At 45.2% G+C, this 26899-nt stretch carries 18 protein-coding genes; 14 read left to right on the forward strand and 4 right to left on the reverse strand.

Going from position 1 to position 26899, the window contains the following annotated elements; genetic code table 11:
• Positions 1-53: 53 nt before the first annotated feature.
• On the reverse strand, positions 54-740 hold the full coding sequence (locus J2X75_RS17810) for a hypothetical protein (protein WP_310338417.1): 687 nt from the start codon (positions 738-740) through the stop codon (positions 54-56).
• A gap of 151 nt (positions 741-891) precedes the next feature.
• Entirely contained in the window at positions 892-4011 is a 3120-nt protein-coding gene (lacZ, locus tag J2X75_RS17815; protein WP_310338420.1) for a beta-galactosidase, LacZ type, read from the reverse strand.
• Positions 4012-4116: 105 nt separating this feature from the next.
• Here lacZ and J2X75_RS17820 point away from each other — a divergent pair, with 105 nt between their 5' ends.
• From J2X75_RS17820 to J2X75_RS17885, 14 genes are all read left to right on the forward strand, one after another.
• The gene (locus J2X75_RS17820; protein ID WP_310338423.1) at positions 4117-4971 is read left to right on the forward strand and encodes a helix-turn-helix transcriptional regulator; all 855 of its coding nucleotides are present in this window, start codon (positions 4117-4119) and stop codon (positions 4969-4971) included.
• A 239-nt stretch (positions 4972-5210) separates the two neighbouring features.
• On the forward strand, positions 5211-6146 hold the full coding sequence (locus tag J2X75_RS17825; RefSeq protein WP_310338426.1) for a helix-turn-helix domain-containing protein: 936 nt from the start codon (positions 5211-5213) through the stop codon (positions 6144-6146).
• Between the two features lie 27 nt (positions 6147-6173).
• Positions 6174-6662, forward strand: a complete 489-nt coding sequence (locus tag J2X75_RS17830; RefSeq protein WP_091033740.1) for a DinB family protein — start codon at positions 6174-6176, stop codon at positions 6660-6662.
• Positions 6663-6850: 188 nt separating this feature from the next.
• Entirely contained in the window at positions 6851-7138 is a 288-nt protein-coding gene (locus J2X75_RS17835; RefSeq protein WP_310338432.1) for a hypothetical protein, read from the forward strand.
• 182 nt (positions 7139-7320) lie between these two features.
• Positions 7321-7656, forward strand: a complete 336-nt coding sequence (locus J2X75_RS17840) for a hypothetical protein (RefSeq protein WP_310338435.1) — start codon at positions 7321-7323, stop codon at positions 7654-7656.
• Between the two features lie 119 nt (positions 7657-7775).
• A complete protein-coding gene (locus tag J2X75_RS17845; RefSeq protein WP_307538996.1) occupies positions 7776-8300 on the forward strand; it encodes a GNAT family N-acetyltransferase in 525 nt (174 codons plus the stop codon).
• A gap of 384 nt (positions 8301-8684) precedes the next feature.
• Positions 8685-9530 (forward strand): rhamnulose-1-phosphate aldolase, encoded by an 846-nt coding sequence (gene rhaD / locus J2X75_RS17850; protein WP_310338438.1) that lies wholly within the window; start codon positions 8685-8687, stop codon positions 9528-9530.
• A 261-nt stretch (positions 9531-9791) separates the two neighbouring features.
• Positions 9792-11609 (forward strand): APC family permease, encoded by a 1818-nt coding sequence (locus tag J2X75_RS17855; RefSeq protein WP_091015362.1) that lies wholly within the window; start codon positions 9792-9794, stop codon positions 11607-11609.
• Positions 11610-11952: 343 nt separating this feature from the next.
• A complete protein-coding gene (locus tag J2X75_RS17860) occupies positions 11953-12915 on the forward strand; it encodes a carbohydrate ABC transporter permease (protein WP_307538990.1) in 963 nt (320 codons plus the stop codon).
• Positions 12912-13733 carry a carbohydrate ABC transporter permease gene (locus J2X75_RS17865; protein WP_036669010.1) on the forward strand — a complete coding sequence of 274 codons (822 nt, stop codon included), beginning with the start codon at positions 12912-12914 and terminating at the stop codon, positions 13731-13733. The genes J2X75_RS17860 and J2X75_RS17865 overlap by 4 nt, the downstream gene beginning before the upstream one ends.
• 308 nt (positions 13734-14041) lie before the next feature.
• On the forward strand, positions 14042-15400 hold the full coding sequence (locus J2X75_RS17870) for an ABC transporter substrate-binding protein (protein ID WP_397383865.1): 1359 nt from the start codon (positions 14042-14044) through the stop codon (positions 15398-15400).
• Positions 15401-15587: 187 nt separating this feature from the next.
• On the forward strand, positions 15588-16742 hold the full coding sequence (locus J2X75_RS17875) for a copper amine oxidase N-terminal domain-containing protein (protein WP_310338443.1): 1155 nt from the start codon (positions 15588-15590) through the stop codon (positions 16740-16742).
• 610 nt (positions 16743-17352) lie between these two features.
• Positions 17353-22506: an S-layer homology domain-containing protein gene (locus J2X75_RS17880; protein ID WP_310338446.1), complete on the forward strand. Its 5154-nt coding sequence runs from the start codon at positions 17353-17355 to the stop codon at positions 22504-22506.
• 134 nt (positions 22507-22640) lie between these two features.
• A complete protein-coding gene (locus tag J2X75_RS17885; protein ID WP_047842001.1) occupies positions 22641-22853 on the forward strand; it encodes an immunity 17 family protein in 213 nt (70 codons plus the stop codon).
• Between the two features lie 253 nt (positions 22854-23106).
• Here J2X75_RS17885 and J2X75_RS17890 read toward each other — a convergent pair whose 3' ends face one another.
• The gene (locus tag J2X75_RS17890; RefSeq protein WP_310338453.1) at positions 23107-25695 is read right to left on the reverse strand and encodes a glycine betaine ABC transporter substrate-binding protein; all 2589 of its coding nucleotides are present in this window, start codon (positions 25693-25695) and stop codon (positions 23107-23109) included.
• On the reverse strand, positions 25661-26890 hold the full coding sequence (locus tag J2X75_RS17895; RefSeq protein ID WP_124116993.1) for a quaternary amine ABC transporter ATP-binding protein: 1230 nt from the start codon (positions 26888-26890) through the stop codon (positions 25661-25663). Before J2X75_RS17895 ends, J2X75_RS17890 begins: the two co-directional genes overlap by 35 nt.
• Positions 26891-26899 lie beyond the last annotated feature (9 nt).

Here is a 26899-nt window from a genome sequence, read left to right on the forward strand (position 1 = left end):
GTTAGGCCGTTCCTTCATGGAGCGGCCTTTTTACCTTTTTGCACAATCGCATCTTATTTCGCAACAGTTATTTCAAAAGTAGAGTGATCATGATCCTGTACGCTGAAGCGATATTCCAATCCGTTGCGAATAGTCGCTCCATCAAAATCAGGCTGATTCACATCGCGATCCAATAGACGCATATCCTGAATGACATCTTGTGCATCGTTATACGAGTACTCACTATTGGTTGTGAGAATGAGTGTTGCGATAGCAGTCAAAAAAATCCCACCTGTTGGTTTACGCGTATCACCAGTTCCATATAACCTGATTTCCTGTACGCTCTCATCCGCATTCACTACACCAACCAAGCGCAATTCATCATTGAATACATACTCGAAAGTACCAGTGCCCTGCTCGGAAGAGTCTTTCATATCCAAGCGGGTAATACTCAAACCATTCAGTCGGTATTTGCCCACGGCGCCATTAAACTTGTTTTTAAATTCATCGGTAGTCATGTGGAGGCCCGAAAGTTTAATCTGGGGTGAAGGGGTCTGATCTATTTCAGACTGAGTAGAGTTCGAAGATAAATTCAGCATCCCATATAAACCTATTGAAGCAATCGCAAAAAAGGCCGTCGTTAGAAAAATAAATCTGATCGGCAACCTATTACCTTTGCGAATAGATAAGATCATCAGAATAAGAAATCCCAAAAAAACGATAAATCCAAGAATGAAGAGACTGGTAAACAGATATTGCAAATTCTCACCTCGTAATAGAGTAATAGCTGGAAAAAATCTTTCTTGCACCTCATTCATTATAATGTTCCCATGAAAAAGTTCAAACTCTCACTACTCACTGCCCCAACAAAAAAAGCACTGCTGGCATACTGCCAGCAGTGCTTGCTTGGTGTTATACAGGTCTTACCGTAAAGGTGAAGTGATACGCGCGGTTGGCCGGCAAAGTGTATTCAGCGTGGGTACGTGCGCCCCAGCTGTCATCTCCACCAACACCCATTTGTTTGTAATTGATGCGAGCGACAGTCTGTGTGCTCTGAGGTAATTTGTACACATGGTCGTTTGCTTCCAGTTCCTCAGGAGTCCACGGCAACGCATTGATTTCAAATGGTATGATGGCTTCAACATGCAGGCCACTTTGACCATCCGCTGACGTAATTTCAGCAAAGCGTACATCGGTTTTGTTACCACACTCTTGTGGTTTCAGATATGGAACAAATTGATCTCGAACCGCACCTGTGTAATAACCGAGACGTGCACTGGTCAGACGGTCTGCGTAGTTGTCATGCGGACCTCTGCCGTACCAGGATATCGTATCCAGGCTGCTATTCAGTTGCAGCAGCATACCAAATTCCGGTAGATCGGGTAGGCCCTCGCCTGGAATAAGAGTTTGGCTGATTTCGAGCACGCCATCCGGACTAATTCGGTACGTAATAGACAGCGTACATCCCGGATGTTGATCCCACGTATAATCGCTCGTCACTAGAATGCCTTGCTCGTCTGCATGGTGCTCAAAGCGAATTAATCTGCTGGTAGCGTGAGCATCTCTCCAGAAGGCAGAACGCTCATTCAGGCGGTTCCCCATATCATTGTCTGTCATGGCTCTCCAGAAATTTGGCCGGACAGGTGCGAGCAATTGCTCCTGATTGTTGATCTGATAGGACGTTAACGCGCCAGTAGCTGGATTGAAGCTCAAGGTTACTTTATCCGTTGCCACTCTAAGTTCATCTTGCAGATTCTGAACATGTAGCGCATTGCCTTGCCCTTGTTGTACCGATTGGATTGGATGCAATCGCGGAGATACCACGAACTGATCCCAGGCAATTTCGTGACCTATTCCTGCCCATTTGGTTGCGACTTTCGTAACCAGAGATACAGTCAGCACCGCTTCCTGGAACAGATCGGACGATGGCGTGTAAGGGATTCGGACTTCAACCGATTCGCCAGGAGGTACCGGGATATCCAACGTGCCGTTCTCTACAGACTTGCCATCGTGAGTTACTGTCCATACGAGCGAATATTCGCTCAGATCCGTGAACAGGAACTGGTTTTTGATACGAAGCAGGCCGTCTTTCACATCAACGGTTTCCATACGAACGTTCTGATAACATTTCTTCACTTCTTCCAGCTTCGGTGTAACCGTCTTATCGGCGAGAATCAGTCCGTTCCCGCAGAAATTGCCATCATGAGGAGATTCACCGAAGTCGCCGCCATAAGCAAAATATTCTACACCGTCTGCCGTAGTGGTACGAATGGACTGATCGACCCAGTCCCAGATGAATGCACCCTGCAACACATCATATTTATCGAACAATTCCCAGTACAGATGCAGACCTCCACAGGAGTTACCCATGGCATGGCTGTATTCGCAGATAATATAAGGCTTCTTAGGTCCCTTCATGCGCGCGTATTGTTCCACATCTTGTGGGCTGATATACATTGTCGATTCAATATCGCTTGCCGAATCGGAAGGGCGATAGTGGAAGGTACCTTCATAATGAACGAGACGGGTTGGATCGACTTGTTTCAGATAATCGTACATAGCGATGAAGTTATCGCCCCCGAAGGACTCATTACCCAGAGACCAGATAATAACAGACGGATGGTTTTTGTCCCGCTGGAACATTGAGTTACAGCGATCTATTACGTTACTACGCCATTCCGGCTTGCTCGCGGGAATATTGTTCTCGTTCATTTCCTTTTGCCCATAATCCCAGGTGCCGTGAGTCTCCAGATTCGTTTCGTCAATGACATAGAGGCCATATTCATCACACAGTTCGTACCAGAGTGACTGATTCGGATAATGGGATGTGCGCACAGCGTTAACGTTATAGGACTTCATCAACTCGATGTCACGGATCATGTCTTCCCGCCCAATGGCTCGACCCTTATCCGGGGAAAATTCATGACGATTCACGCCTTTGAACACAATGCGTTTGCCGTTGATTTGCATCAGGCCGTCCTTCAGTTCAAACTTGCGGAATCCGATCCGGCTGCGAACCGCTTCCATTGTCTCGCCTGATTCGTCCTGAATGGACAGTACAAGTGTATACAGATGAGGGGTCTCGGCGCTCCATAGAAGCGGCTTCATAACCTCTGCTGACAACTGGAATGAAAGTTCATCCTCACCCTGGAAAGTAACCGCCGCAGTAAGTGGTTGCTTCAGTACAGTCTGCTGTTGTGCATCATAGAGCTGTGCCTGAACGGACAATCCGGCAGTAGTCTGCACCGCATTATGATTAAATAACTTCAAATCCAGCAGTAGCTCCGCATCCTGATAGGCATCATCAAGTTCAGTGCGAACAAAGAAATCGGCGATCTGAATCGGTGAAGGTGAGTGCAGGTATACACCACGGAATATGCCGCTTAGCCGCCAGAAATCCTGATTCTCCAGCCAGCTCGCATCACACCAGCGATATACCTCTACAGCCAGTTTGTTCTCACCTTCGGTCAGATACGGTGTAATATCAAATTCTGCGGGCGTGAACGTGTCTTCACTATAACCGACGAGCTCCCCGTTAACCCATACATAAAAGGCAGATTCAACGCCCTCAAAGTGCAGCAGGACAGGCCGGTCTTTCCAGTCCGCAGGAACCGTAAACGTGCGGATGTACGAACCCACCGGATTATAGGTTGTTGGTGCAAATGGTGGCTTCAATTCAGGCTCACGCTCGACCCACGGATACGTCATATTTGTATAGTGGGGATAATCGTAACCTTGCAGCTGCCAGTTGGAAGGAACGGCGATCTCGTCCCAGTCACTGGCATCATAATTGTTCTCATAAAAGGATGTAATCCGTTGCTCCGGTGTCTCCGCAAAGGCAAACTTCCATTGACCATTCAGTGATTCGTACCATGGCGATGCGCTGGAATCATTGGACAATGCTTCTGTTAAAGATGGAAACGCTATCATAGATGCATGTGCGGGTAGACGGCCTACTTGAAAAGTCTCGGGATTATTGTTCCATTCCGGGTATCCATTTGCCGGAGGGGTGTGTACCAGTTTCTTTCGCATAACAGCAACTCCTTCTGAAATGTTATAATATTGTCATTATAGAATTGAATGATGACTTAGAGAATAAAGAATATTGCCCATATATATCACAATATGAAACTAACGATGAAGAAAGTGGTGTACTGGATGGATACCCGGATTTTTTTTGGTAAAACAGAAGAAGCTGCTCGCCTGCCGATCTATATGACGACGGTTGGTTACTGGGAACACCAATATGAAACCGAGCGTCCAGAGGGATTCCCGGATTATCAGATCCACCAGATTATTCATGGTCAGGGGAGACTGATTATACAAGAAGACGAGTATATCGTAGGACCAGGTGACGTTTTCTTTCTGTATCCCGATGTACCGCATCGATATATGCCCATCAGTGACCGTTGGGAGCTGGCTTGGGTCTCGTTTCAGGGGAGAGAGGCCAGCCAGTTATTATCTTATGCGGGGATTACCGGTTCACGCGTATGCAGACTCAGGACAGCCACGCTGCTGCATGGCCTGGAGCAACTTCTGGTTAGAGGAGAGAATGGCGGTGATACGGATTACGCAGATTACGATGTTGAATGCTCCAAACAATTATATGCCCTGCTGCTGGATCTGAAGCCACTGCTCATCGCATCCGCCAATTATAATGATGAACTGGAGCGCTTGAAGCCTGTGCTGCGTTATATCGCAGAGCATCTGGATCGTTCACTTTCGCTGAAGGAACTGGCCGATGTGGCTGTGGTATCTCCCCAATATTTGTGCAGGCTGTTTCAGAAGGCGCTCCATATCAGACCTGTATTTTACGTGAACCAGGAACGGATCAATCGGAGCAAACAACTTATGTTCAGTGAGAGAGAGCTTCGAATATATGAAGTTGCTGATCGGGTGGGTTACGAGAATGCCAGTTATTTCTGTGCGATGTTCAAAAGGCATACAGGCATGAGTCCAGAGCGTTTTCGCAAACTGCACGGACTGAATTGAAAGTCTGAATCTTGTTCTTTATTTTGAATTTTGATCTGTTATTCATCCCAATTTCAGTTTTTATTAAGGTTGGGAGGTAAGATAAGTCTTGTAAACCCCTTCTCGTGTTAAATAGATGTGTGACTGGCCCTATCGGATTGTCCTCCGGTAGGGCACTTTTTTTCTTCATTTCTTCGGTTGGTGGTATGATAGATGAATACATATTGTGTAACCAACTCTAGTGACCGGAGGATGGAATTGTGGATCATAGTCTGCACCCGTTGTTTAAGCCGATTCAGATGAATGGAACGTACCCTAACAGTTATTATGTTGAGAAAATACCTGCTGCCGGTCTGATGGCTTATGTGGCCTGTTATTGGGAATCTGGATATCTTCCAAACTCGCATGCGGATGTTACTTCGGGAGAAGATCGAGAGCCATCGGTGATGACTGTGCCTGCTCGGGTATTGCCGGATGGTTGCACGGATATGCTGATTACATACGACCCGGTCTGTTCAGAGCACTCCTATGCTTACTGTGGCAATTATACACTGCCGTTCGCTCTACCTGAGCCAACCGTTCATGGTCCTCCTGCTGGAGACTACACCTTTGGTGTCCGGTTCTTCCCGGGTGGAGCGCATGTCTTCCACGGCATGCCTCTGGAGTGGTTTACGGATAAGCGAATTACACTTCAGGAATGTTGGCCGGAGAAGCTGAACGAGCTTCAGGAACGGATGGCCAGAACGAATAGTTTTGCAGAGCGGGTAGAGGTTATGAATGCGTACTTGAGTCCGTTGCCCGTACAGGCAAGCACATCTGAGAACAATTTGATGAAAAACGTGCTGCACCGCATCTTTATAGATGGGGGACGTATGAGTGTCCAAGAGCTGGCGATGCGTGAAGTGATCAGTGAACGGCAGTTGCATCGCAAGTTCTCGGAATGGGTAGGAATCAGCCCCAAGCGATTCAGTGAGGTGGTTCGTTTTCATCGTGTGCTGAGCGATATTCATCAGGGGAACACGGCAGACTGGGCAATGCTTGCCCAGAATCATGGATTTTTCGACCAAGCCCATCTGATTCGGCAATTTCGCAAGTTTTATGGAGAGACTCCGTTGACAGCGGCCAGGGAACATGGCAGAATGTTGTCCGATTTGTACAATAGATCGGTAGCACCTTCGGTTATACTGAAGTCGTGAGAATAAAAGATAAGGGAGACATCATATATGAATGGAACATTACAGATTCGGGATCATTTGTTGAATGAATTGGAAACAGGCGTACGGACGGGGGCTTCGTTAATTCGCTTGATCCGTTCGGAGGATTGGTCTTATCGTCCACAGGAGAATATGCGTTCATTGGTGGAACTAGTGCATCATTTTATCCAGATTACCGCATCTGATCTTGCCATTATGCAGGAAAAAGGTGAAGCTGAGGTTGGGCTGGTAGAGAATAGCCTATCGGGGATTGAGGATATCGAGAAGCTTGAAGCAACGTTATGGAGCAATTTCGAATCCTACAAAGCCTATATCACGGGATTGAGCGAAGATGACTTTTTGAATCGTTCAACGAAAGCTTTTTATATGGAACATGGTCACTTGCAGGTTCAATGGCAGATTGAAACGGTAACGCATGTATTCCATCACCGTTCGCAGCTGTATAACTACCTCAAGCAGCAGGGTCATGAATTGAATTTCTTCATGCTGTATGCGTAGTTAGACTTGTACTATTAAAGTAAACTGAATTGGCTCCATCGGACGTTCCGGTGGGGCATTTTTGCGTACAGTTGTCTATCAATCTATGAAGTCTATCAAAATTGGACGTAATGACACTGGTAATTCACCGTTGCTTTAATAGATTTCAAGCATAGAATACCGTATCAAAGCAAAAGGAGGTGATTTCAATGGCCATCCTTTTACCACAACAGTTTTATAATTTGGCAGCAGGTGTGGGCAAATCCTACTATGAGAATTTGGCTGGGGGCACTAATGCCAGCATCACGGTTAACAACTTTGGTCCGTTTGCAGTTGATTTGGTTGTTACTCGCGTGAATGCACCTGTCATCACGTATTTAATTCCTGCCGGCAACAGCCTTACACTGTCTGTAAACTTGCTGCTCGTAGCTGCCTTATTGACTAGTGCAGCTGGTGCTTCAACAGGTACGATTCAAGTGGCAACATCTGATTTCTAATTGTTGTTGCGGGTCCAATTGACCTCTGTCGGACATCTTGTCGACGGGGGTCTTCTTTTTTTTATGTGGAACCTTCTGGATTGAAAGTGATATTATACTAGAGTCTTATTATTTGATTAATAGGTTGTTATAAGAATGGTAAAGGTGAACTTGAGACAAAAGAAACATCTCTGGATGGTGTGATGTTAAGAATGCGTGTTCAGAGCGGGACATTTGCCAAAAATGAGTGGGTAACTGGTTATGATGTTCAGCATGCGGCAGTAGCGGATCCTCCATATTTGTTTGCTTACAAAGATTCGAAAATGAGTCTTAAAATCTTGGGAGATGCCGGAGATATTTTGAATGGCTTGAAGAATAACTACTTCTTCTCGTTTACATATCAAAAGGGAAAAGTATATAAAAGTGTTGGTGTTGGAGATGAGTACAATCCTAAGCAATTTAATTCTTTTATAAAAAGTATAGAAAAAGAGATCAAGCCTCACATTAATCAATTCGAGAAATTGGCTAAGCAATTATAAGTGTTATTACAAGGAATGAACATATACAGATTATAAATGTTGTTTACCCCGACGGTCATTCGATTAATTTAAGGTATAGGCGGCACGCAGATTTGTGTTGGCATACAGGAGGTTAGTGGATGATGAACAGAACAATCTTATTTGAAACCGAGCGGTTGGAATGTGCGACGTGGAATGAAGGAGATCGTGCGCTGGCATTTGCGTTGTGGGGCGATCATGAGGTTGCCAAATGGATTAGTAGCAAGGGATTTCTGAGTGAGGATGAAGTAGAAGCGCGATTGACACAGGAGATTCAAAGGCAGAAGGAAGCGGGTGTGCAATATTGGCCCCTTTTTGAGAAAGAATCGGAGGTGTTTGTCGGTTGCTGTGGCCTGCGTCCGTATTCTCCAGAAGAGGAGATCTATGAATTGGGATTTCATCTAACCCGGGATCACTGGGGCAAAGGGTATGCCCAGGAAGCGGCGCAGGCGGTAATCGGTTATGCCTTTGACAAAATGAATGTGAAGGCACTGTTTGCCGGGCATCATCCGGATAATGAAGTGTCACGTCACATCTTGATCAAGCTGGGATTTGAGTATACAGGTGATGAACGCTATGAACCGACAGGAAAGATGCATCCATCGTATATGCTCCAAAGTTCTTAAATCTCTTTCGGAGTATGGACAGGCCTCAGCGTATCACGCTTAACGTGAATTCGATCCAAAGAGGTATACGTTCCTTACTGGATCAGCTAGCTTTTCATGCTTTTTTTATTTCGCTTTCAGCTTCTATTAAGGTAGCGGAGGTATGATAAATCTTGTAAACCCCTTCTCGTGTTAAATAGATGTGTGACTGACCCCGCCGGGCGCCGGTGGGGTATTTTTTTGTTTTATTTTTCAAACAAACAAAACTAAACAAAAAAAATAAAAGAATATTTCTGTGTTTATTATTGACTAACAAAGATAAACAAAGGTATAATGAATGTGAAATTAGGAACTTACTATGTACGTGGCAAGCCATATTATTTACAATATAAGGAGAGATTGATCATGAACGTGACCCTTACGAATGATACAATGCAGGCTACAGGTTTCCATATTCCATTTGTCCGTGAGATGGCTGAGATTACACAACATATGTGGAAAAATGGCTGGGATGAGCGTAATGGCGGTAATGTCAGCTATCTGCTGGAGGAAGAGGAAGTTGCCCAATATATCGATATCCATCATGTGATTCGCAAGATCAAACCAGCATTTTCGGTACAGGAGCTGGCAGGCAAATATTTTATCGTGACCGCATCGGGCAAATATTTCAAAAATGTACTCGCTGATCCGGAGAGTAATCTAGGGTTGCTGCGTGTATCGCAAGATGGACAGGAGCTGGAAGTGCTCTGGGGATTGAAGTCGGGCGCGAACCCAACAAGTGAGTTGCCTACACATTTCATGAGCCATATCGAACGTTTGAAATTGGACCCGAACCACCGGGTTGTCATGCACAACCATGCCACTCATGTATTGGCCATGACGTTTATCCACGAATTGGATGAAGCAAAATTTACGAAGACTCTCTGGCAGATGTGCACGGAGTGTGTAGTTGTATTCCCGGATGGCATTGGCATTATTCCATGGATGATTCCTGGATCGAATGAGATAGGCCGCGAAACGGCTGAGAAAATGAAAGAATACCACGCGGTCATCTGGCCGCAACATGGCATATTCGGAACAGGTACAACGATTGATGAGGCTTTTGGTCTGATTGAGACCATCGAGAAGGCCGCCCAAGTGTATATGCTGGTTGCTGGTCACGAGATCCGGCAGAGAATTACGGATGAGCAGCTGACCACACTGGCACAAGCGTTTGGTGTTACTCCTCGTCCCGGAATTCTGGGCAGTTAACATAGTCAACGCATAGATCAAGGAAGTGGTCTTTGGTTCATTGAACCGGAGGCCATTTCCTTTTTTTTGACGAACAATCGTCATTTTGGTTCAAAAAAGTTCAAATTGCTGAACAAGAATGGCTTTGTTATCGATTATTGAATCGTAGAATGCATTATCACGCGCTGGCGAATTTCGGGTGAAATGACGTATTGTCAATGGCTCTGCGATTTTGCATAATAACAATGCTTCACAGATGAGAGACGGAAGGAAGTTATGATCATGCTTGGCAAAATGAAGAGAATCTTAATAGGCAAGCCCATGAAATCGGCTGAACTGGATGGAGAAAAATTGGGGAAATGGAAGGCACTCGCCATCCTGTCCTCGGATGCCCTATCGTCCGTTGCCTACGGTACGGAACAGATTTTGCTGGTGCTTGTTGCGGCCGGATTCGCCGCCCTGTGGTACTCTGTTCCGATTTCCATCGCCGTGCTGGGATTACTCGTCATTTTAATTTTTTCCTATCGCCAGACGATATTTGCTTATCCAACAGGGGGCGGCGCTTATATCGTAGCCAAGGATAACCTGGGTACAACATCCAGTCTGATTGCCGGAGGATCTCTGCTAGTCGATTATATTTTGACCGTTGCGGTAAGTTCGTCCGCAGGTACGGATGCGATTACGTCGGCTTTTCCTATGCTGCATGACTACAGTGTTGTGATTGCTCTGATTATGATTGTTTTTCTAACCATTATGAATTTGCGGGGAGTGACGGAGTCGGCGTCTGTGCTGGCGATCCCCATATATCTGTTTATCTTTTCGATCGCAATTCTGATTATCTCGGGCGGAATCAAGTTTCTTGCCGGGGGGATGGAAGCAGCTGCACCAGAATTCGGAACAAGTCTATCCCATGTGAGTATGTTTCTGTTATTGAAAGCATTCAGCTCCGGATGTTCGGCCTTGACTGGCGTGGAAGCGGTAAGTAACGCGATCCCGAACTTCAAGCAGCCTGCCGAGAAAAATGCCGCGGGTACATTACTGCTTATGGGTTGTATATTAGGAGCCATGTTCATCGGCATCACCTTACTGGCTTATGGGTACGGAGTGAAGCCTGATCCCAAAGCAACGGTCATTTCCCAGATTGCTGAAGCGACGTTTGGCAGGGGCACGATGTATTTTATCATCCAGGGTGTAACGGCACTGATCCTGTTCCTGGCAGCCAACACAGCTTATTCGGCTTTTCCGCTGTTATCCTTCATGATGGCAAAGGATAAATACATGCCGCATGCATTTATGGTCAGAGGAGACCGCCTTGGTTTCTCAAACGGGATCATTTTTCTTAGTGTGATGTCTGCGCTGCTGGTGGTCGGGTTCAAAGGAAATACGGAAAGCCTGATTCCGCTCTATGCGGTAGGGGTGTTCATTCCATTTACCCTGTCGCAGCTGGGCATGATGATTCGTTGGATCAAGGTCAAACCATCCGGCTGGCAGATGAAGCTGCTCGTTAATACGATCGGTATGCTGACTACATTATCGATTACCCTGATCTTTATTTTCACCAAGTTCACACAGACATGGGTCATCTTTATCTTTTTGCCACTCGTTGTTTATGTGTTCATGCGTATTCACCGTCACTATTGCAACATTGCCGATGAGCTGCGAATTGACATTCAGGTGGAAAAACCAGCCCACAAAGGCAATACCATTATCATTCCTGTTGCAGGCATTACCCGGGTCGTCATGAATACGATCAGTTATGCGCAGACGATGTCGGATCACGTGGTCGCGCTGTATATTGGATTCGATGATGAGGCCATACGCAAGATGGAGCAGAAGTGGGAAGAGTGGAATCCAGGTGTTCGTCTGGTCGTGATCAAATCGAGATACCGCAGCATTATGGGGCCGCTGAAGAAATTCATTGATACCGTAGAGTGGAAAACGGCTGAGACCGATCACATCACCGTATTGATTCCGCAATTCATCACCAAGCACTGGTGGCAAAATGTACTGCACAACCAGACCAGCTTCATGATCCGGGCTTATCTGATTAATTACAAAGACGTGATTGTCACCACGGTGCCATATCATCTTAATCGTTAACTCGAACGGTTCATTGCTTCACCCCGTTTGGAAGATTTACAGATTATTGTAAAATGAGTCACTTCTATTAATGGACTAATGTTCATATTCCATTTACACATATAACCGTAAGGACATCTCCAAACAGGGGAGTTCTTGCGGTTTTTTGTCGTGAAATCCGGTCTGGATAGCGCTTTTGAATGGATACACATTTGCGTAAAGTCCCTTGTCCATGATTAACGTTACGTTGATTCAGAATGAATTTTGCTGTGACATTCGACTCGTACACTAGATAACGTGGTGCTGAAGTTGATGTAACATTTCACACACACTGAATGCGTGAAACAAGGGGGAAGAAAATCCGATGAGTGAGCTTGATAACCGGATCAGCTTGCCCGCCGCCAAACGGCGCGTAACCGGTACGAGTGAGCGACGGACAGCCTCGCTGCGCGTGCAGCGAATGCGGGAGAATCTGCTGGCCTATGGTTTCCTGGCACCATCGCTGCTTTTGTTTGCAGTGTTTCTGTTTTACCCGATGTTTAAGTCCGTGTACCTGAGTCTGCATTCCACAGATCCGACGGGACAGATTGCGGCTTATGTAGGACTGGATAACTTCAAGGCCGTGTTCCAATCAGGACTGTTTATGCAAGGGATGAAAGTGACATTACTATTTGTCCTGTTTACAGTCCCCACGGGCATGCTAGCTGCTCTGATTCTGGCTGCACTGACTCACAATAGGTTCAAGGGAATGCGTGTGTTCCAATTTGTATTCTCTCTGCCCGTGGTGTTATCCGTCGGTTCGTCAGCGGTGATCTGGAAGTTTCTATTCCATCCGACCCTGGGCATGCTGAATTATCTGCTTGGCAAAGTAGGCATCGATCCAATTCCCTGGCTCACCAGCCCGGATTGGGCATTGATCTCGATCTCCATCATGACCATCTGGATGAACCTCGGGTTCAACTACATTATTCTATCCAGTGGTCTGGCAGGCATCCCGGATGAGATCTACGAGAGTGCCAAGATTGATGGCGCAGGAGCATTGCTTACGTTTCGTAAAATCTCGATGCCGCTACTGTCACCAACGTTATTTTTTGTTACGGTCGTATCGATCATTGGCGCTTTTCAATCGTTCGGTCAGATCAACATTCTAACCCGGGGTGGCCCGATGGACAGTACGAATGTGTTTGTCTATTCCATCTATCAGGAAGCCTTCGTTAATTTCCGCTTTGGTACAGGTAGTGCACAGGCACTGATCCTGTTCGTGGTGATTATGCTGCTGACCCTGATACAGTTTAAATGGGTAGAAAGGAAAGTGCATTACCAATGAGTGCGACATGGACCAAAACGCTGTTGTATGTATTACTGACGATCTGTGCAGCACTTGTGTTGTATCCGGTGATGTACACCTTTTTCATGGCCGTGATGACGCCGGAAGATGCGAGCGCTTATCCGCCGCATATCATTCCAAATTCCATCGATCTGTCCAACTTTAGCGAAGTATTTGATATTGTTCCGATCGGCCGATTTATCGGCAATACCTTTCTTGTCGCAGGACTGACAACGCTTGGTCAACTGATTACAGCGAGTATGGCAGCCTATGCTTTTGCGAAAATGCAGTTCAAAGGCAAAAACGTCATCTTCAGCATGTTTGTCGCAACGATGATGATTCCATGGGAAGTAACGATGATCCCCAACTACCTGACGGTTCGCAGCTGGGGTTGGCTGGATAGTTACCAGGGGCTGACGGTGCCGTTTCTGGCAACGGCGTTTGGTACATTCCTGTTGAGACAGTTCTTCATGCAACTGCCCAAGGAACTGTTTGAGGCGGCGAGGATCGACGGTTGTGGTCATATTCGCTATTTCATATCGCACGTCTTGCCTTTGTCCCGTCCGGCACTTGGTACATTGGCAATCTATTCATTCTTAAGCATGTACAATTCGTATCTCTGGCCGCTGCTGGTGACAAATACACCGGAAATGAGAACCGCACAGATCGGAATCTCGATGTTGGAGTTCCAGGAATCTACAGCGTGGAATCTGGTATTTGCCGGAACAGCCATGGTGATTCTACCATCCTTACTGTTATTGATCTTCGGGTTGAAACAGCTTGTCCGCGGAATGGCCGCAGGCGCGTTGAAGGGGTAAGGCAATGAAAGTTTTACAAGTATTTAAGTGAATGGAAGATCTGAAGGTTTTGATACCAGGAGCGAATAAAATGAGGCTCGCATTTTCAATAAGTCTCTTGAAGAGCTGCAAAAGTAGTGAAGGAGAAGAATCGATTCTGAAGAAGCGAAGCGTTCGCCTTTATCACCGGATTTTCCCCTTTGAGAGGGGGAATGAAAAAAATCCGGGGATAACAGCGATCAAAAGAACGATTCATATCCGGAACGGCCATCTTGCAGCACCTATGCACTTATTATTACGCGAGCCATATAAAAGGAGAGCGATTTCGTTTGAAAAAAAGAGGAACATTTGCATTAATGCTGACTGCACTCATGTTGGTCATCTCCGCTTGCGGAACAAAAGCTGAAACAAGCAGCCCGGCAAGTGGAGCTCAAGCAGAAGCGGCCGCGGCCGAAACAACACAATTGACGTGGTGGCATTCCATGTCTGGCGCTGGGGAGAAAGCCATTAATCAACTCGCTTCTGACTTTAATGCTAGCCATCCCGACATTCAGGTGAAGCCCATCTATCAAGGGAAGTACGATGAGAGCTTGAACAAACTCAAAGCATCCATGGGCTCAGACAGCGGTCCAGACATTATCCAGGTCTATGAGATCGGCAGCAAATTCATGATCGATTCTGGCATGATTACGCCAGTACAACAGTTCATCGACAAGGATCAGTTCGACCTGTCCCAACTGGAGCCAAACATTATCCGATACTACACCATCGATGGAAAATTGAATGCCATGCCGTTTAACACATCCAACCCGATCCTGTACTACAACAAGGATATGTTCAAAGCAGCGGGTCTGGATCCGGAGAACCCGCCGAAGACATATGAAGAGTTTGAGCAAGCAGCAAAGGCATTGGCGAAAGACGGTAAGCCAGGTGCATCCATGGCGATCTACGGCTGGTTTATGGAACAGTTCTTTGCAAACCAGAATGCAGATTATGTAAACAATGGAAACGGAAGAACTGAAGCAGCTACAGAGTCTCTGCTGAATTCCGAAGCTGGAGTGAAGACATTAACATGGTGGAAAAAGATGATTGACGAGAAAACCCTCTCCAATCTGGGACGTAGCACAGACGATACAACAGCAGCATTTACCGCTCAGCAAATCGGTATGACCCTGGATTCCACGGCTGGCCTACGTAAAATCGTAGAAGGTTCAGGTGGCAAGTTTGAACTGGGAACAGGTTTCCTGCCTCGTCCAGCGGATGCCAAAGAAGGCGGCGTTGTAGTGGGTGGAGCAAGCCTGTACATCATGAACAACAAATCGGAAGCACAACAACAAGCAGCATGGGAATTCATCAAGTACTTGGCTACACCAGAGGTACAAGCAAACTGGAGTGTTGCGACAGGATACTTCCCTATTACGACAGCAGCCTACAATGAGCAAGTATTAAAGGATAATATGGCGAAGTACCCGCAATTCCAGACAGCAGTCGACCAATTGCACGCTTCCGCGGATTCGACAGCAACATCCGGGGCATTAATGGGTGTATTCCCGGAAGCTAGACAACTTGTCGAAGGAGCGATTGAAACGGTCCTGAATGGACAAGGTACACCACAGGAAGCATTGGATGCAGCAGCTAAACAAATTACAGACAAGATTGCGCAATATAACAGTACGGTGAAGAAATAATTTAATTCATATCCATGTAGAATGCAGTGATTAAGCTGCATTCAATTTTTTTGTTTTACTAAAGAGAAAGACTAACATTTTTTGTTAATGATTCCGAAAATAGAAATAGGAAGCTAAAAGGGGTATCCCAATAAATAGATTCATGAAGAGAAATAGACATAATAAAAATAAGAAGGAGTACAAGTGAATGAAAAGAGTAACGGTTCTAATGATGGTATTTATGTTATTTTTTGTCTCAAGTGTTTATGGGGAGGAACTTAAAGTTAAAAATATTGAACTCATCCCTAATACTACAGTTTCGGTCGGTTCTAAGATTAATCTTAATATAGTTGTTGTGTATGATGACGAATTCTCAATACATAGCGATAACGATCCATATTACAGAAGAAATACGGGTCTTTCGAAAACAGATTATACGATCAGTGAACCTCATATACTTCAAGTGCTGAGCACTGGGCTGGTAAAGGTAACAGGTGTAGGTTCTTCAACAATTACTGTTAAAGTCGAAAATGTTGAAAGATCAGTTACCATCTCAGGTAGTTTGGATGAAGCGATTGATGGGGGATACATAAAAAATGGTGTGACTCTTGTTCCGATGAAAGAGGTATTCAAGGCACTGGGGGGGAGTGTTAATTATATTGCTCAACAGGGCACCTTCGAGATTAAAATTGGTTCTACTAGACTAACTCTCCCGAAAACTGGAACAAAGGCAACTTTAAATGGAGAGCCATTAACTCTCAAGTCACCACTACTTGTTCAAAATGGCGTAACTTTGTTTCCTGCCTCTGTTCTCTCAGATGCTTTGGATGGAGTGTTGACTTATAACTCTAAAGCTAAGCAGATGCAAATATCCATTGGTAAGGGAAAAATGACTATCAATATTGAACAACCTCAAAAACAAAACAGTGTAACAGCTGCAACCCCAACAAAAGGAAAACTTTATGCTGTACCAGCTACTGGAGACATGAAAGGGTGGAGCATTCTCAAGGGTCATCCTTACGAAAAAAGCATCCGTGTGTACTTCAAAGTCAATGGGTCAACTGTACAAATATATACTAAGGATATAAGAAAGGTAGATCTGAATAAAAAAGTAACATGGACCGATTTAGAGGGGAAAAAACACACAAATACGGTAAAACAGTTATATACTGTTTTTGGGGAATTAAGTAATGAATATACTAGTGACATACTATATAAAATGTTTGGAAAAACGTATTCAGACTGGATTGGTTCAACTTCACTGAATGCAGATCGATACGTTGACCAGTACTTGGAGCAACAAGGATTAATTGAACCCTATGGAAGTAATATTACTTTGACACCAGACACGGAAGTATATTGAAAACCGTCTGTAACATTTCGAAAAAGTGAAATTAGTATCATTTTTCATATTTTATATTATCCCACAAGAAAGTCTCTGAGAGTAATTGGAGATGTTCTTGTGGTTTTTTTGATGTGGTTATATGTCTTTGTTAATTATCAGGTGATAATTAACATTCTATTAACTCATACTGATTTTGCGCTTAATAGTTCTCTTTTATACTCAGTTAATGTGGTGATCTAAAGTGATCCGTACATATCGTTTTATCATGTGAAAATGCATGTCTCAAGACTCAGGTTTTAGTGGGTTTAAAGAAATGAGGACTGTCACTAAATGTCGAATTCGTATATACATTCATTATAAATGTTAATTTATTTGACATTAAATAACCATATATCTAACACTTATGTAACTTTAATAGGCTTAATAACGTGTTTTTAGTTGAAATTTAGTACTATTTATTCATTATTATAGAGATTAGTTTAGAAAATGTGATATAAGTGTTCTATTTTCTTTCATAACGAAGAAATATTATTTACACAGGTCGCTTATTCAGTTATCTTATATTTGAACTAATGTACAAGCTGTCTGAACAAATGATTGTCAAGTTAAAAACATGGGGGTAGGACGAATGAAAAACAAGCAAGTGAAACGTTGGGTTCAAGGGTTTCTGGTTTTCGTTCTTGTCGTTACAGGTGCAGTACCAATAGGCGGATTAAGTAGCACCGCATATGCTGAAGAGGAAAGTGTAGTAACGGAAGAGCCACAAACAAGTGATCAGGAGACCTCCATACCAGATGCTGTCCCAACTGAAGAATCGTCAGGCCCAGAGTCACCGACCAATGAAGATGATGCTTTTGATGGACCTGAGAGTGAGGAACCAGCTGAGACGGATAATGCAGAAGTGCAGGAAGCAGACGGGACTGGAATCATATCCATTGCAGATGCGCGAATACTTGCACCAAATACAAATGTAGCCGTTTCAGGTGTCGTAACGTACAGTGAACTCTCCGGAGAATTCACGAATTATTATATCCAAGATGAAGAAGCTGGCATTGTAGTCCGAGCGAAGAATCAAGTTGAGGTGGGGGATCGAATAGAAGTGTATGGTCCAATAACCCATTACAGCGGACTCGTCCAGATCGAGAAGGATAAGTCAGGTTTTACCGAAGGATACATCAAGGTAACTGAGCAAAATGTAACAATCCCAGAACCTAAAAATATGGTGTCCACAGACTTTGTAAGACCATCAGATCAAAGTAGCAAAGGTGCAGGCGAAAAGTATGAGGGAATGTTTGTCGAAGTAAGAAATATTCAGGTAACACGAGGCAGTAGTTCGACGTTTTACGCTACGGATAGCCATGGTGCCGAGATGACGATTTATGCCAAAAACTCTCCTACAGCGCTAACGGTCGGCAAAACCTACGAATATGTGCAAGGTGTTCTAACCTTCAACAGTAATTACGGATTAGAGATTTTGCCTAGGACAGCCGCAGATGTTGTAGAAAATAGCCTGTCTGTGATGGCAAGTGTTCCATCCGGCGGGATTCCCCGAAACAATGAAGTCATATTAACCTCTCCAGCCAAGAGCGCAGTCGTACATTACACAACGGATGGAACAGAGCCTACTATTTCTTCCGACATGTATAGTAGTCCAATAGTGATTGATCAAGACATCGTAATCAAGGCTGTTGCCATTCTTAATGGACAATCCAGTGCAGTGTACACCTTTACGTATCAAATACTTCCTGATAAAGAAAATTTGCGAATCCATGATATTCAGGGTGCAGGACATACCTCTGTTTTTAACGGATATGATGTTAAGGATATCGAAGGTATTGTTACCTCCGTCAGTACAAGCAGTTTTTACATGCAAGAGATCCCGGATGAGATTGACAATGATGTTCGGACCTCCGAAGCCATTCAGGTATATAAACCTAGTCATGGAGTTATCGTTGGCAATCAAGTGAAGGTATCCGGTAAAGTTACGGAATATGGAGCGGTTAACGAGTTAACCACCACGCAAATTACGGGAAGTACCATTGTAAAATCGATCGAAAAAGTCGATCTACCTGCACCTGTGAAGTTGGGTGTCAATGGACGAGTCATTCCAACAGTCATTGATTCGGACTCTTTTGCAGAATTTAATCCCGAGACGGATGCGATAGACTTCTATGAAAGTCTGGAAGGCATGCGTGTTGAACTGGAAAAGCCTGAAATTATAGGTCCTTACTCTAGTCAACCGGGCTTGGCCGTTGTTGTGGATAATGGTGAGAACAACCCACTTCGCACACCTAATGGTGGTGTAATTCTGACCGATAACAAGAAAGGTGTAAATGAAAGTGATCTCAACCCGCAGCGTCTGTTTATCGGCAAGAAACCTTCCAAAGCAGTAAAAACAGGCGATAAGTTGGATGGTAATGTAGTCGGAGTAATGACCTACTCTAGTGGCAATTTCAAGGTGAGTCCGGAAGGGAGTTTGCCAGCAGTTATCCCTGGAGAAACGAAACAAGCGACTACTTCCATTGAACAAGCGGCAGATAAACTGACCATTGCTACGTTTAATGTGGAGAACTTTAGCAAAAAAGATGCAACACGAGCCAGTAAAATCGGCAAAATTATCGTGGATAATCTGAACACGCCAGACATCATTGGCATTATGGAAGTTCAGGATAACGATGGCGATGCCGACACGGGCACAACAGCGTCCAATGAGAGTTTTCAGACTCTAATTGATGCAATCAAAACGAACAACGGACCAACATATCGATATAGTGAGATTTCTCCGGAAAATAACAAGGATGGCGGGGCACCTGGTGCCAATATTCGTGTAGGATTCCTTTATCAACCGAACCGTGTATCGTTGGCTACTGGTATCGGAAAAGGAAATGCTACGACAGCGATCACAGTCAAAGCTGACGGCAGTCTCTCCAATAACCCGGGTCGTATTGCACCAGGGGATGAGGCGTTCGCCAGCTCCCGCAAACCACTTGCCGCTGAATTCGAATTCAATGGTGAACGTGTAGTGGTGATTGCCAATCACTTCAATTCCAAAGGTGGAGACCTGAAACCTTTTGGAAACATACAGCCTGCCACTCGAAGCAGTGAAATTCAACGTGCGAAGCAAGCTGCATTGGTGAATGGATTTGTGAAAGAGTTACTGAACAAAGACCCTGATGTAAATGTCGCCGTTCTCGGTGATTTCAATGACTTCCAATTCTCAAATACATTGAACATTGTCGAAGGTAATGAACTGGACAATCTGGTAAACGAACTGCCAGAGAATCAGCGTTACTCCTACATCTATGATGGAAACTCTCAGACACTGGATCACATACTGGTGAGCAAAAACCTAACTGAGACAGCAGCCATCGAAGTGGTACATGTGAATGCCGATTTTGAGACAGCAGATGGACGGGTGAGTGACCATGACCCACTGCTCGCACAATTGAGTATTGGAGACCCAGTGGAAGAAGGGGACTTTAACCTGCGCGTACTACACACGAATGATACGCATGCGCATCTGGATAACATCCCGCGCCGAGTAACGGCAATTAAGGAAGCACGCAATGATAGTACCCTGGTGCTGGATGCAGGGGATGTATTCTCTGGTACATTGTACTTCAATCTGTTTAATGGTCTGGCTGATCTGGAGTTCATGAACATGATCGGATATGATGCCATGACTTTTGGTAACCATGAGTTTGATAAAGGTCCAAGCGTACTGAAATCATTTATTGAAAAAGCAGAGTTCCCGTTTGTGAGTGCTAATATTGATTATTCAAAGGATGCGAGTTTGAGCGGTTTGTACAACAATAGCATCGGTAACCCGGCTGATAAAGCCGAAATCTATCCGGCGATTATTACGGAAGTGAATGGTGAGCGAGTCGGTATTTTCGGATTAACGACACCTGACACGGTATCTCTTTCTTCACCAGGAGATGACTTGAAGTTTACGGATTACAAGGCAAGTGCACAAGCAACTGTACAAATGCTGCAAAATGAAGGTATTAATAAAATCATTGCTTTGACTCACCTTGGCTACTCTGAGGATCTGAAATTAGCTGAAGCCGTAGAAGGAATCGATATTGTGGTAGGTGGTCATTCACACACCATTCTGAACGCACCAGTTTTGGTGGATACCCATGCGGACCCAACTTTGGTTGTGCAGACTGGGGAATATGACGTTTCTCTTGGTCAATTGGATGTTACGTTTGATGAAGCAGGTATATTGAAGAAGTGGAATGGCAAATTGCTGAGTCTGGATACGAAAGATGCTACCAACCAATTCATCTATGCTGATGATGTGGAAGCTGCAAACAAGCTGGAAGAATATGCTCCTCAGTTGGAACAGTTCAAGAAAACGATTATCGGTAAAACAAATGTCTTCCTGGATGGAGAACGTGGCACTGTGCGGAAACAGGAAACCAATTTAGGAAACCTGATGACAGATGGTATGCTGGAGAAAGTGAAATCTATTGTTCAGGAAAACGACGTCAAAGGATACGTCGCGATCCAGAACGGCGGTGGCATTCGTGCTTCATTTCAGACAGGTGATATTACGCTGGGTAATCTCCTGACTGTGATGCCATTCGGTAATAACCTGTCTGCGTTGAAAATGACAGGCAAGGAAATCACAGCCGCGCTGGAAAATGGCGTTAGTGGTGTGGAAACGGGAGAAGGGCGCTTCCCACAAGTGGCAGGCATGCGTTTCTACTACGATTCCACGAAACCAGGCGAGAAAATTGATGTAACGACCAATACCGTAACCCAAGTGGGTCAACGTGTGGTCAAAGTTCAGATTAAGAATGCAGATGGTACGTACTCGGATATTGATCCGAACGGGTATTATATCGTTGCTACCAATTCATTCATGGCTAACGGTGGAGACTTCTATCGAGCTATGAGAATAGCGAAAGATGATAATCGATTCTACGAATTGAATCTGGTCGATTATGAAATCTTCCATGAACATTTGGACCGTGTAGGTACAGTCGATCAAAAGACGGAAGGACGCAGTATGGATTTGAAGGGAGCGCCACTTCCGGGGGACGGAAATGGAAGCAATCCTGGTAATGGTGGCAATAATGGAAGTAATCCGGGCAGTGGTAACAGTGGTGGAGGGTCTACAACACCTACTCCGCCTGTAACTCCAACCACACCGACTACACCAACCAATCCTACAAACCCAATTACGCCAACCGTTCCGGGTAATGGAGGAAATCCTAATCCAACCACACCTGTTGTAGACCTGAAGGACATCGGAAATCACTGGGCTGCTGCTGCCATTGAGCAGGCCATTTCCCGGGGAATTGTGAACGGATATCAGGATGGTAATTTCCGTCCGAATGCACCAGCGACACGCGCCGAATTCATTGTGATGTTGGGAAGAGCATTTGAACTTCCAGCCAGCAACAAGGCATTGACGTTTAAGGATGCTGCTGGGATACCTGCATGGGCACAATCCTTTATTGCTCAGGCAGTGGATCAAGGCATCATTAGTGGGTACACGGATGATACGTTCCGTTCATCGGGTAAAGTATCGCGGGTAGAGATGACGGTTATGCTCGTCAGAGCACTCGGTCTTCCAGTGGAGTCCAATCCGGCACTGAGTTTCGCGGATGCAGATAAAGTATCGGCGTGGGCTGTTCCATATATCGCTGCTGCATATGATGCAGGACTGGTGAAGGGAACAGGGAAGAATATGTTTAACCCACTCGCTGAAGCAACACGTGCTGAAGTGGTAACCTTGTTATTGGCGGCAAGCGATTTGAAAAAGCAATAAAACACATGATATAGACGGTGTAAAACAGCTTGCAGACTTTCATCTGCAAGCTGTTTTTTTTCTAATTTATGCCTGTTAATTTTCACCAAGTGAAGGTATAGTAGACAGGATTATATTGAAGGAGTGTTGACGACATGCAAGATCAACCCGTTTTAATCGCACTATTTGCCATAGCGGCAGGAATTTTTAGTTTGCTCGGTGGTATCAACAATTGGGATTGGTTTATGAAGAGCTTTAGAGCAGGAATTTTTGTAAAGACTATTGGAAGACAGGGCGCAAGAGTAGTATATGGTATTCTCGGTGTAGTCATGATTGTCATTGGTGTACTACTGTTACTGATCGGATAGTTACTGGGAAATAAACGGACTCACCAAGTATCATCTACATACGATGTTCATGAGCGAAGGCAAAGTAAGAGGATATGTGAGAAGAGTAAAATGGAAAAGCGCGTGAATGCTTGAAGTAGAAGTATGCAGTATGACCAGGATAGAATATCAAATCAAATAGCATGCCTGAAAAAATCATAGCCATAACAAAAAGACCACCGAAAAATTTCGGTGGTCTTTTTACCAAATTCAGGTTTATTCATCTCAATCTGGTTTAATTATCTTTTAAGTCTTCAACAGAATTGATATCCATGTAAGTCGGAACAACCAGACCTTGTTTAACTCCTGTCATGCTGACAGCGATATCTTCAATCTGGTCACCATATGTCTCCCAGTAGTCCCCATGTGTAAGCGGGAGCCAAACGGCTGGAGAAGCATCAATATCACCTGCTGCCAAGCCTGCCCACATTGGACCAGCTTCGACTTGCAGTGCTTTGACTGTGTAACCCAGATCCGTCTCAAGCACATACTTCATCAGGTTGGTACTCGCAATTTCAGAGTCCCATGCAACATAACCGAGACGTAAATTGTCACCTTTAACCGGGGTTAACCCCTTGGTCCATTCTTCAATTTGGTCCGGATGTTTTTCTGCATAAGTCTTGGCAGCTTCTTCAGGCGAAACGCCCTTTTGAATGTCTACCATGATTTCACTCATTTGATCCGCAGTCCAATTAAAACGAGAGAAGAACTCATAGGCAACGGGATGATCTTCTTTGATTCCCTTACGTCCAACCGTGTGAACTTCCTCTGCATCGCCGAAAATTAAGTCGGGATCGTCCAAATACTTCAGATCATACTGATTGAACATCCAGTGCGGAGTCCAACCCGTAACGATGATTGGTTCTTCATTTTTATAAGCTTTGTCCAATGATGCAGTCATTGCTGCTCCAGAGCCTTCAATCAGATTCCAGTTAGACAAATCATAATGCTTAATGGCGTTTGCCGTAGCTTTCATCAGACCTGCACCTGGATCAATACCAACGATCTGGTGATTAACCTCTTCGCCCACATTGGCACTTGCCGATGGAGTGGAAGAAGCGGCACCTGTCTCCAGATCTGCAATCGAATTGACTTCAGTCATGTAACTAGGAACCACGAGGCCTGTACGTACACCTGTCATATTAGCCCCCAGATCGTCCACCTGGTCTTTGTAACGTTCCCAGTAGTCTGCGTGTGTCAATGGCAGCCAAGCTGCTGGAGAGGCATCTACGTCGCCTGAGGCAACACCTGTCCACATTGGTCCGGCTTCGACTTGCAGAGCGTTAACTTTATAACCCAATTTGTTTTCCATCACATATTTCAGCAAGTTCGTACTTGCGATTTCGGAATCCCAAGCCACATAGCTAAGTTTGAATGCATCACCATTCACTGGAGTCAAACCTTTGGTCCACTCAGCAATCTGATCGGCATGTTTCTCAGCATAGGCTTTAGCTGCTTCTTCTGCGGATGTGCCATCCTGGATAGCAGTCATCATTTCACCCATTTCATCCGATGTCCATTGGAAACGGGACAGGAATTCAAACGCAACAGGGTGATCTTCTTTCAGACCTTTACGGGCGATGGTATGAATTTCTTCAGCATCACCGAAAGATTTCTCAGGGTCTTCCAGATATTTCAGATCATATTTGTTGAACATCCAGTGCGGAGTCCAACCTGTAATAATGATTGGTTCTTCATTTTTGATCGCTTTGTCCAGCGTGGCCGTCATGGCTGCACCAGAGCCTTCAATCAGAGTCCAGTCAGTCAATTTATAGTCTTCGATCGCTTTTGCAGCAGACTTCATGATACCAGCCCCTGGATCGATACCAATAATCTGATAGTTGACTTCTTGACCTACAGCATTGGCTGCTGAATTGTTGCCACCAGCGGAAGTTGTGCCACCAACGAAGTATTGTGAGAAACCAGCTACAAGCACAAGGAATGTTGCCGCAGCAGTGATCCATGCTTTTTGCTTGGCTGTAATGCGTGAGTTCTTTTTGCGACCTGGCATAAACACATTTTGTGTAAAACGGTCCAGGACAATCGCGAGTACAACAACAGCCAGACCGGCTTCGAAACCTTTACCGATTTGCAGTTGTGTTACAGCACGATAGACTTCCGCACCAATACCTTGTGCACCAATCATGGATGCAATAACAACCATGGACAGTGACAGCATGATGGTCTGGTTAATACCGGACATCACGGTAGGCAAAGCGAGTGGAAGTTGTACTTTGAACAACTTTTGCATGGAAGTTGAGCCGAATGCATCAGCTGCTTCAACCAATTCGCCAGATACCTGTCTGATACCCAGGTGAGTCAGACGAATCGTTGGCGGAATCGCAAATATAACGGATGCGATAACACCTGGAACGACACCTAGACTAAAGAATGTAACCGCAGGCAGCAAGTAGACAAATGCAGGCATCGTCTGCATGAAGTCAAGCAGCGGGGTAATGATACGCGCCGCAGTTTTACTGTATGCGAGCCAGATTCCGACAGGCACACCAAGCAGGATCGAAACCAATCCTGAAGTGATAACCAGACCGAGTGTGTCCATCGATTGGGACCAGTATCCCAAGTTATCTACGAGCAAGAACCCGATAACCGTAAATAGTGTCAGTGGGAGTCGACCTACGAGGAACGCAAGAACACCCAATATGGCAATGAACAGGAGTGGATGGGGCAGCATGAACAGCCCGGAGAAGAATCCGACTACTGCTTGAATAACAACAGAGATTACATTAAACAATCCGGAGAGCGAGGAGCTCATCCAGTCAACGATGGATTCAATCCACGATGCTAGTGGTATTTTGGGAATCATTCGCAAGTTCCTCCTTTACTGCAACTTCACCGCTAAGTGCACCCAGCAGGGCACCGCGGACGATAACACCTTGCAGACGGCCATTCTCACCAACAACAGCGAGCGGCACATGGGCAGAACTTACAATCTCGAACAATTCATGAATCAAGGTCTCAGGCGCAACAGTAGGCCCGTCCGTGATCAGAATGTCGTTCAATAATTTGTTTTCGCGCATGGCACGGGTTGCATCTTCAGCTGTAATAACACCAAGCAATTTTTTCGAACGGTCAATGACAAACAGGTTGGAAATACCACGTTCGCGCATTAATTCGAGGGCAACACGAGGACCACGATCAAGCGTAATTGTTTCAGGGCGACGCATTACGTGAGATGCTGTAAGGACCTTGGACAGATCCACGTCTTCGACGAAGCGGGCCACATATGAGTTGGCCGGTTGAATCATGATTTCTTCCGGTGTACCGATCTGCACAACTGCGCCGTCTTTCATGAGGGCAATACGATCGCCGATGCGCAGCGCTTCGTCCAAGTCATGGGTAATGAAAATAATGGTCTTTTTCATTTTATCCTGAAGCTCGATCAACTCATCTTGCATATCACGGCGAATCAATGGATCAAGAGCACTGAAGGCTTCATCCATCAGTAGTACTTCCGGGTCATTGGCAAGTGCACGCGCCAAGCCGACACGTTGCTGCATCCCGCCACTGAGTTCATCTGGCATTTTGTCTTCCCAGCCTTTAAGGCCAACCAGCTCCAGTGAAGTTTTCGCCTTCTCCCGGCGTACTTCCTTGTCTACTTTTTGTATTTCCAATCCATACTCCACATTATCAAGAACGGTACGGTGCGGGAACAACGCAAACTTCTGGAAGACCATGCTGATCGTTTTCCGGCGCACTTCGCGCAATTGTTCTTTGTTCATCTTGCGTAGATCCTTACCATGGACCAGAATTTCTCCGGATGTTGGTTCAATCAAACGGTTGAACATCCGAACCAGTGTGGATTTACCACTCCCGGACAGTCCCATAATAACGAAAATCTCGCCTTCTTTAATGTCCATGTTGACCCGGTTGACACCAACCGTTATCTGTTTTTCTTTGGCCAACTTTTCTTTACCCCAACCTTGCTCCAGTAATTGCAGACCTTGCTCGGTTTGGGGGCCAAACAATTTACTTACGTTTTTCACTTCAAGTATGGTCATGTTTTCACC

Source organism: Paenibacillus sp. 2003 (assembly GCF_031455635.1).
Taxonomy (GTDB): domain Bacteria; phylum Bacillota; class Bacilli; order Paenibacillales; family Paenibacillaceae; genus Paenibacillus; species Paenibacillus amylolyticus_B.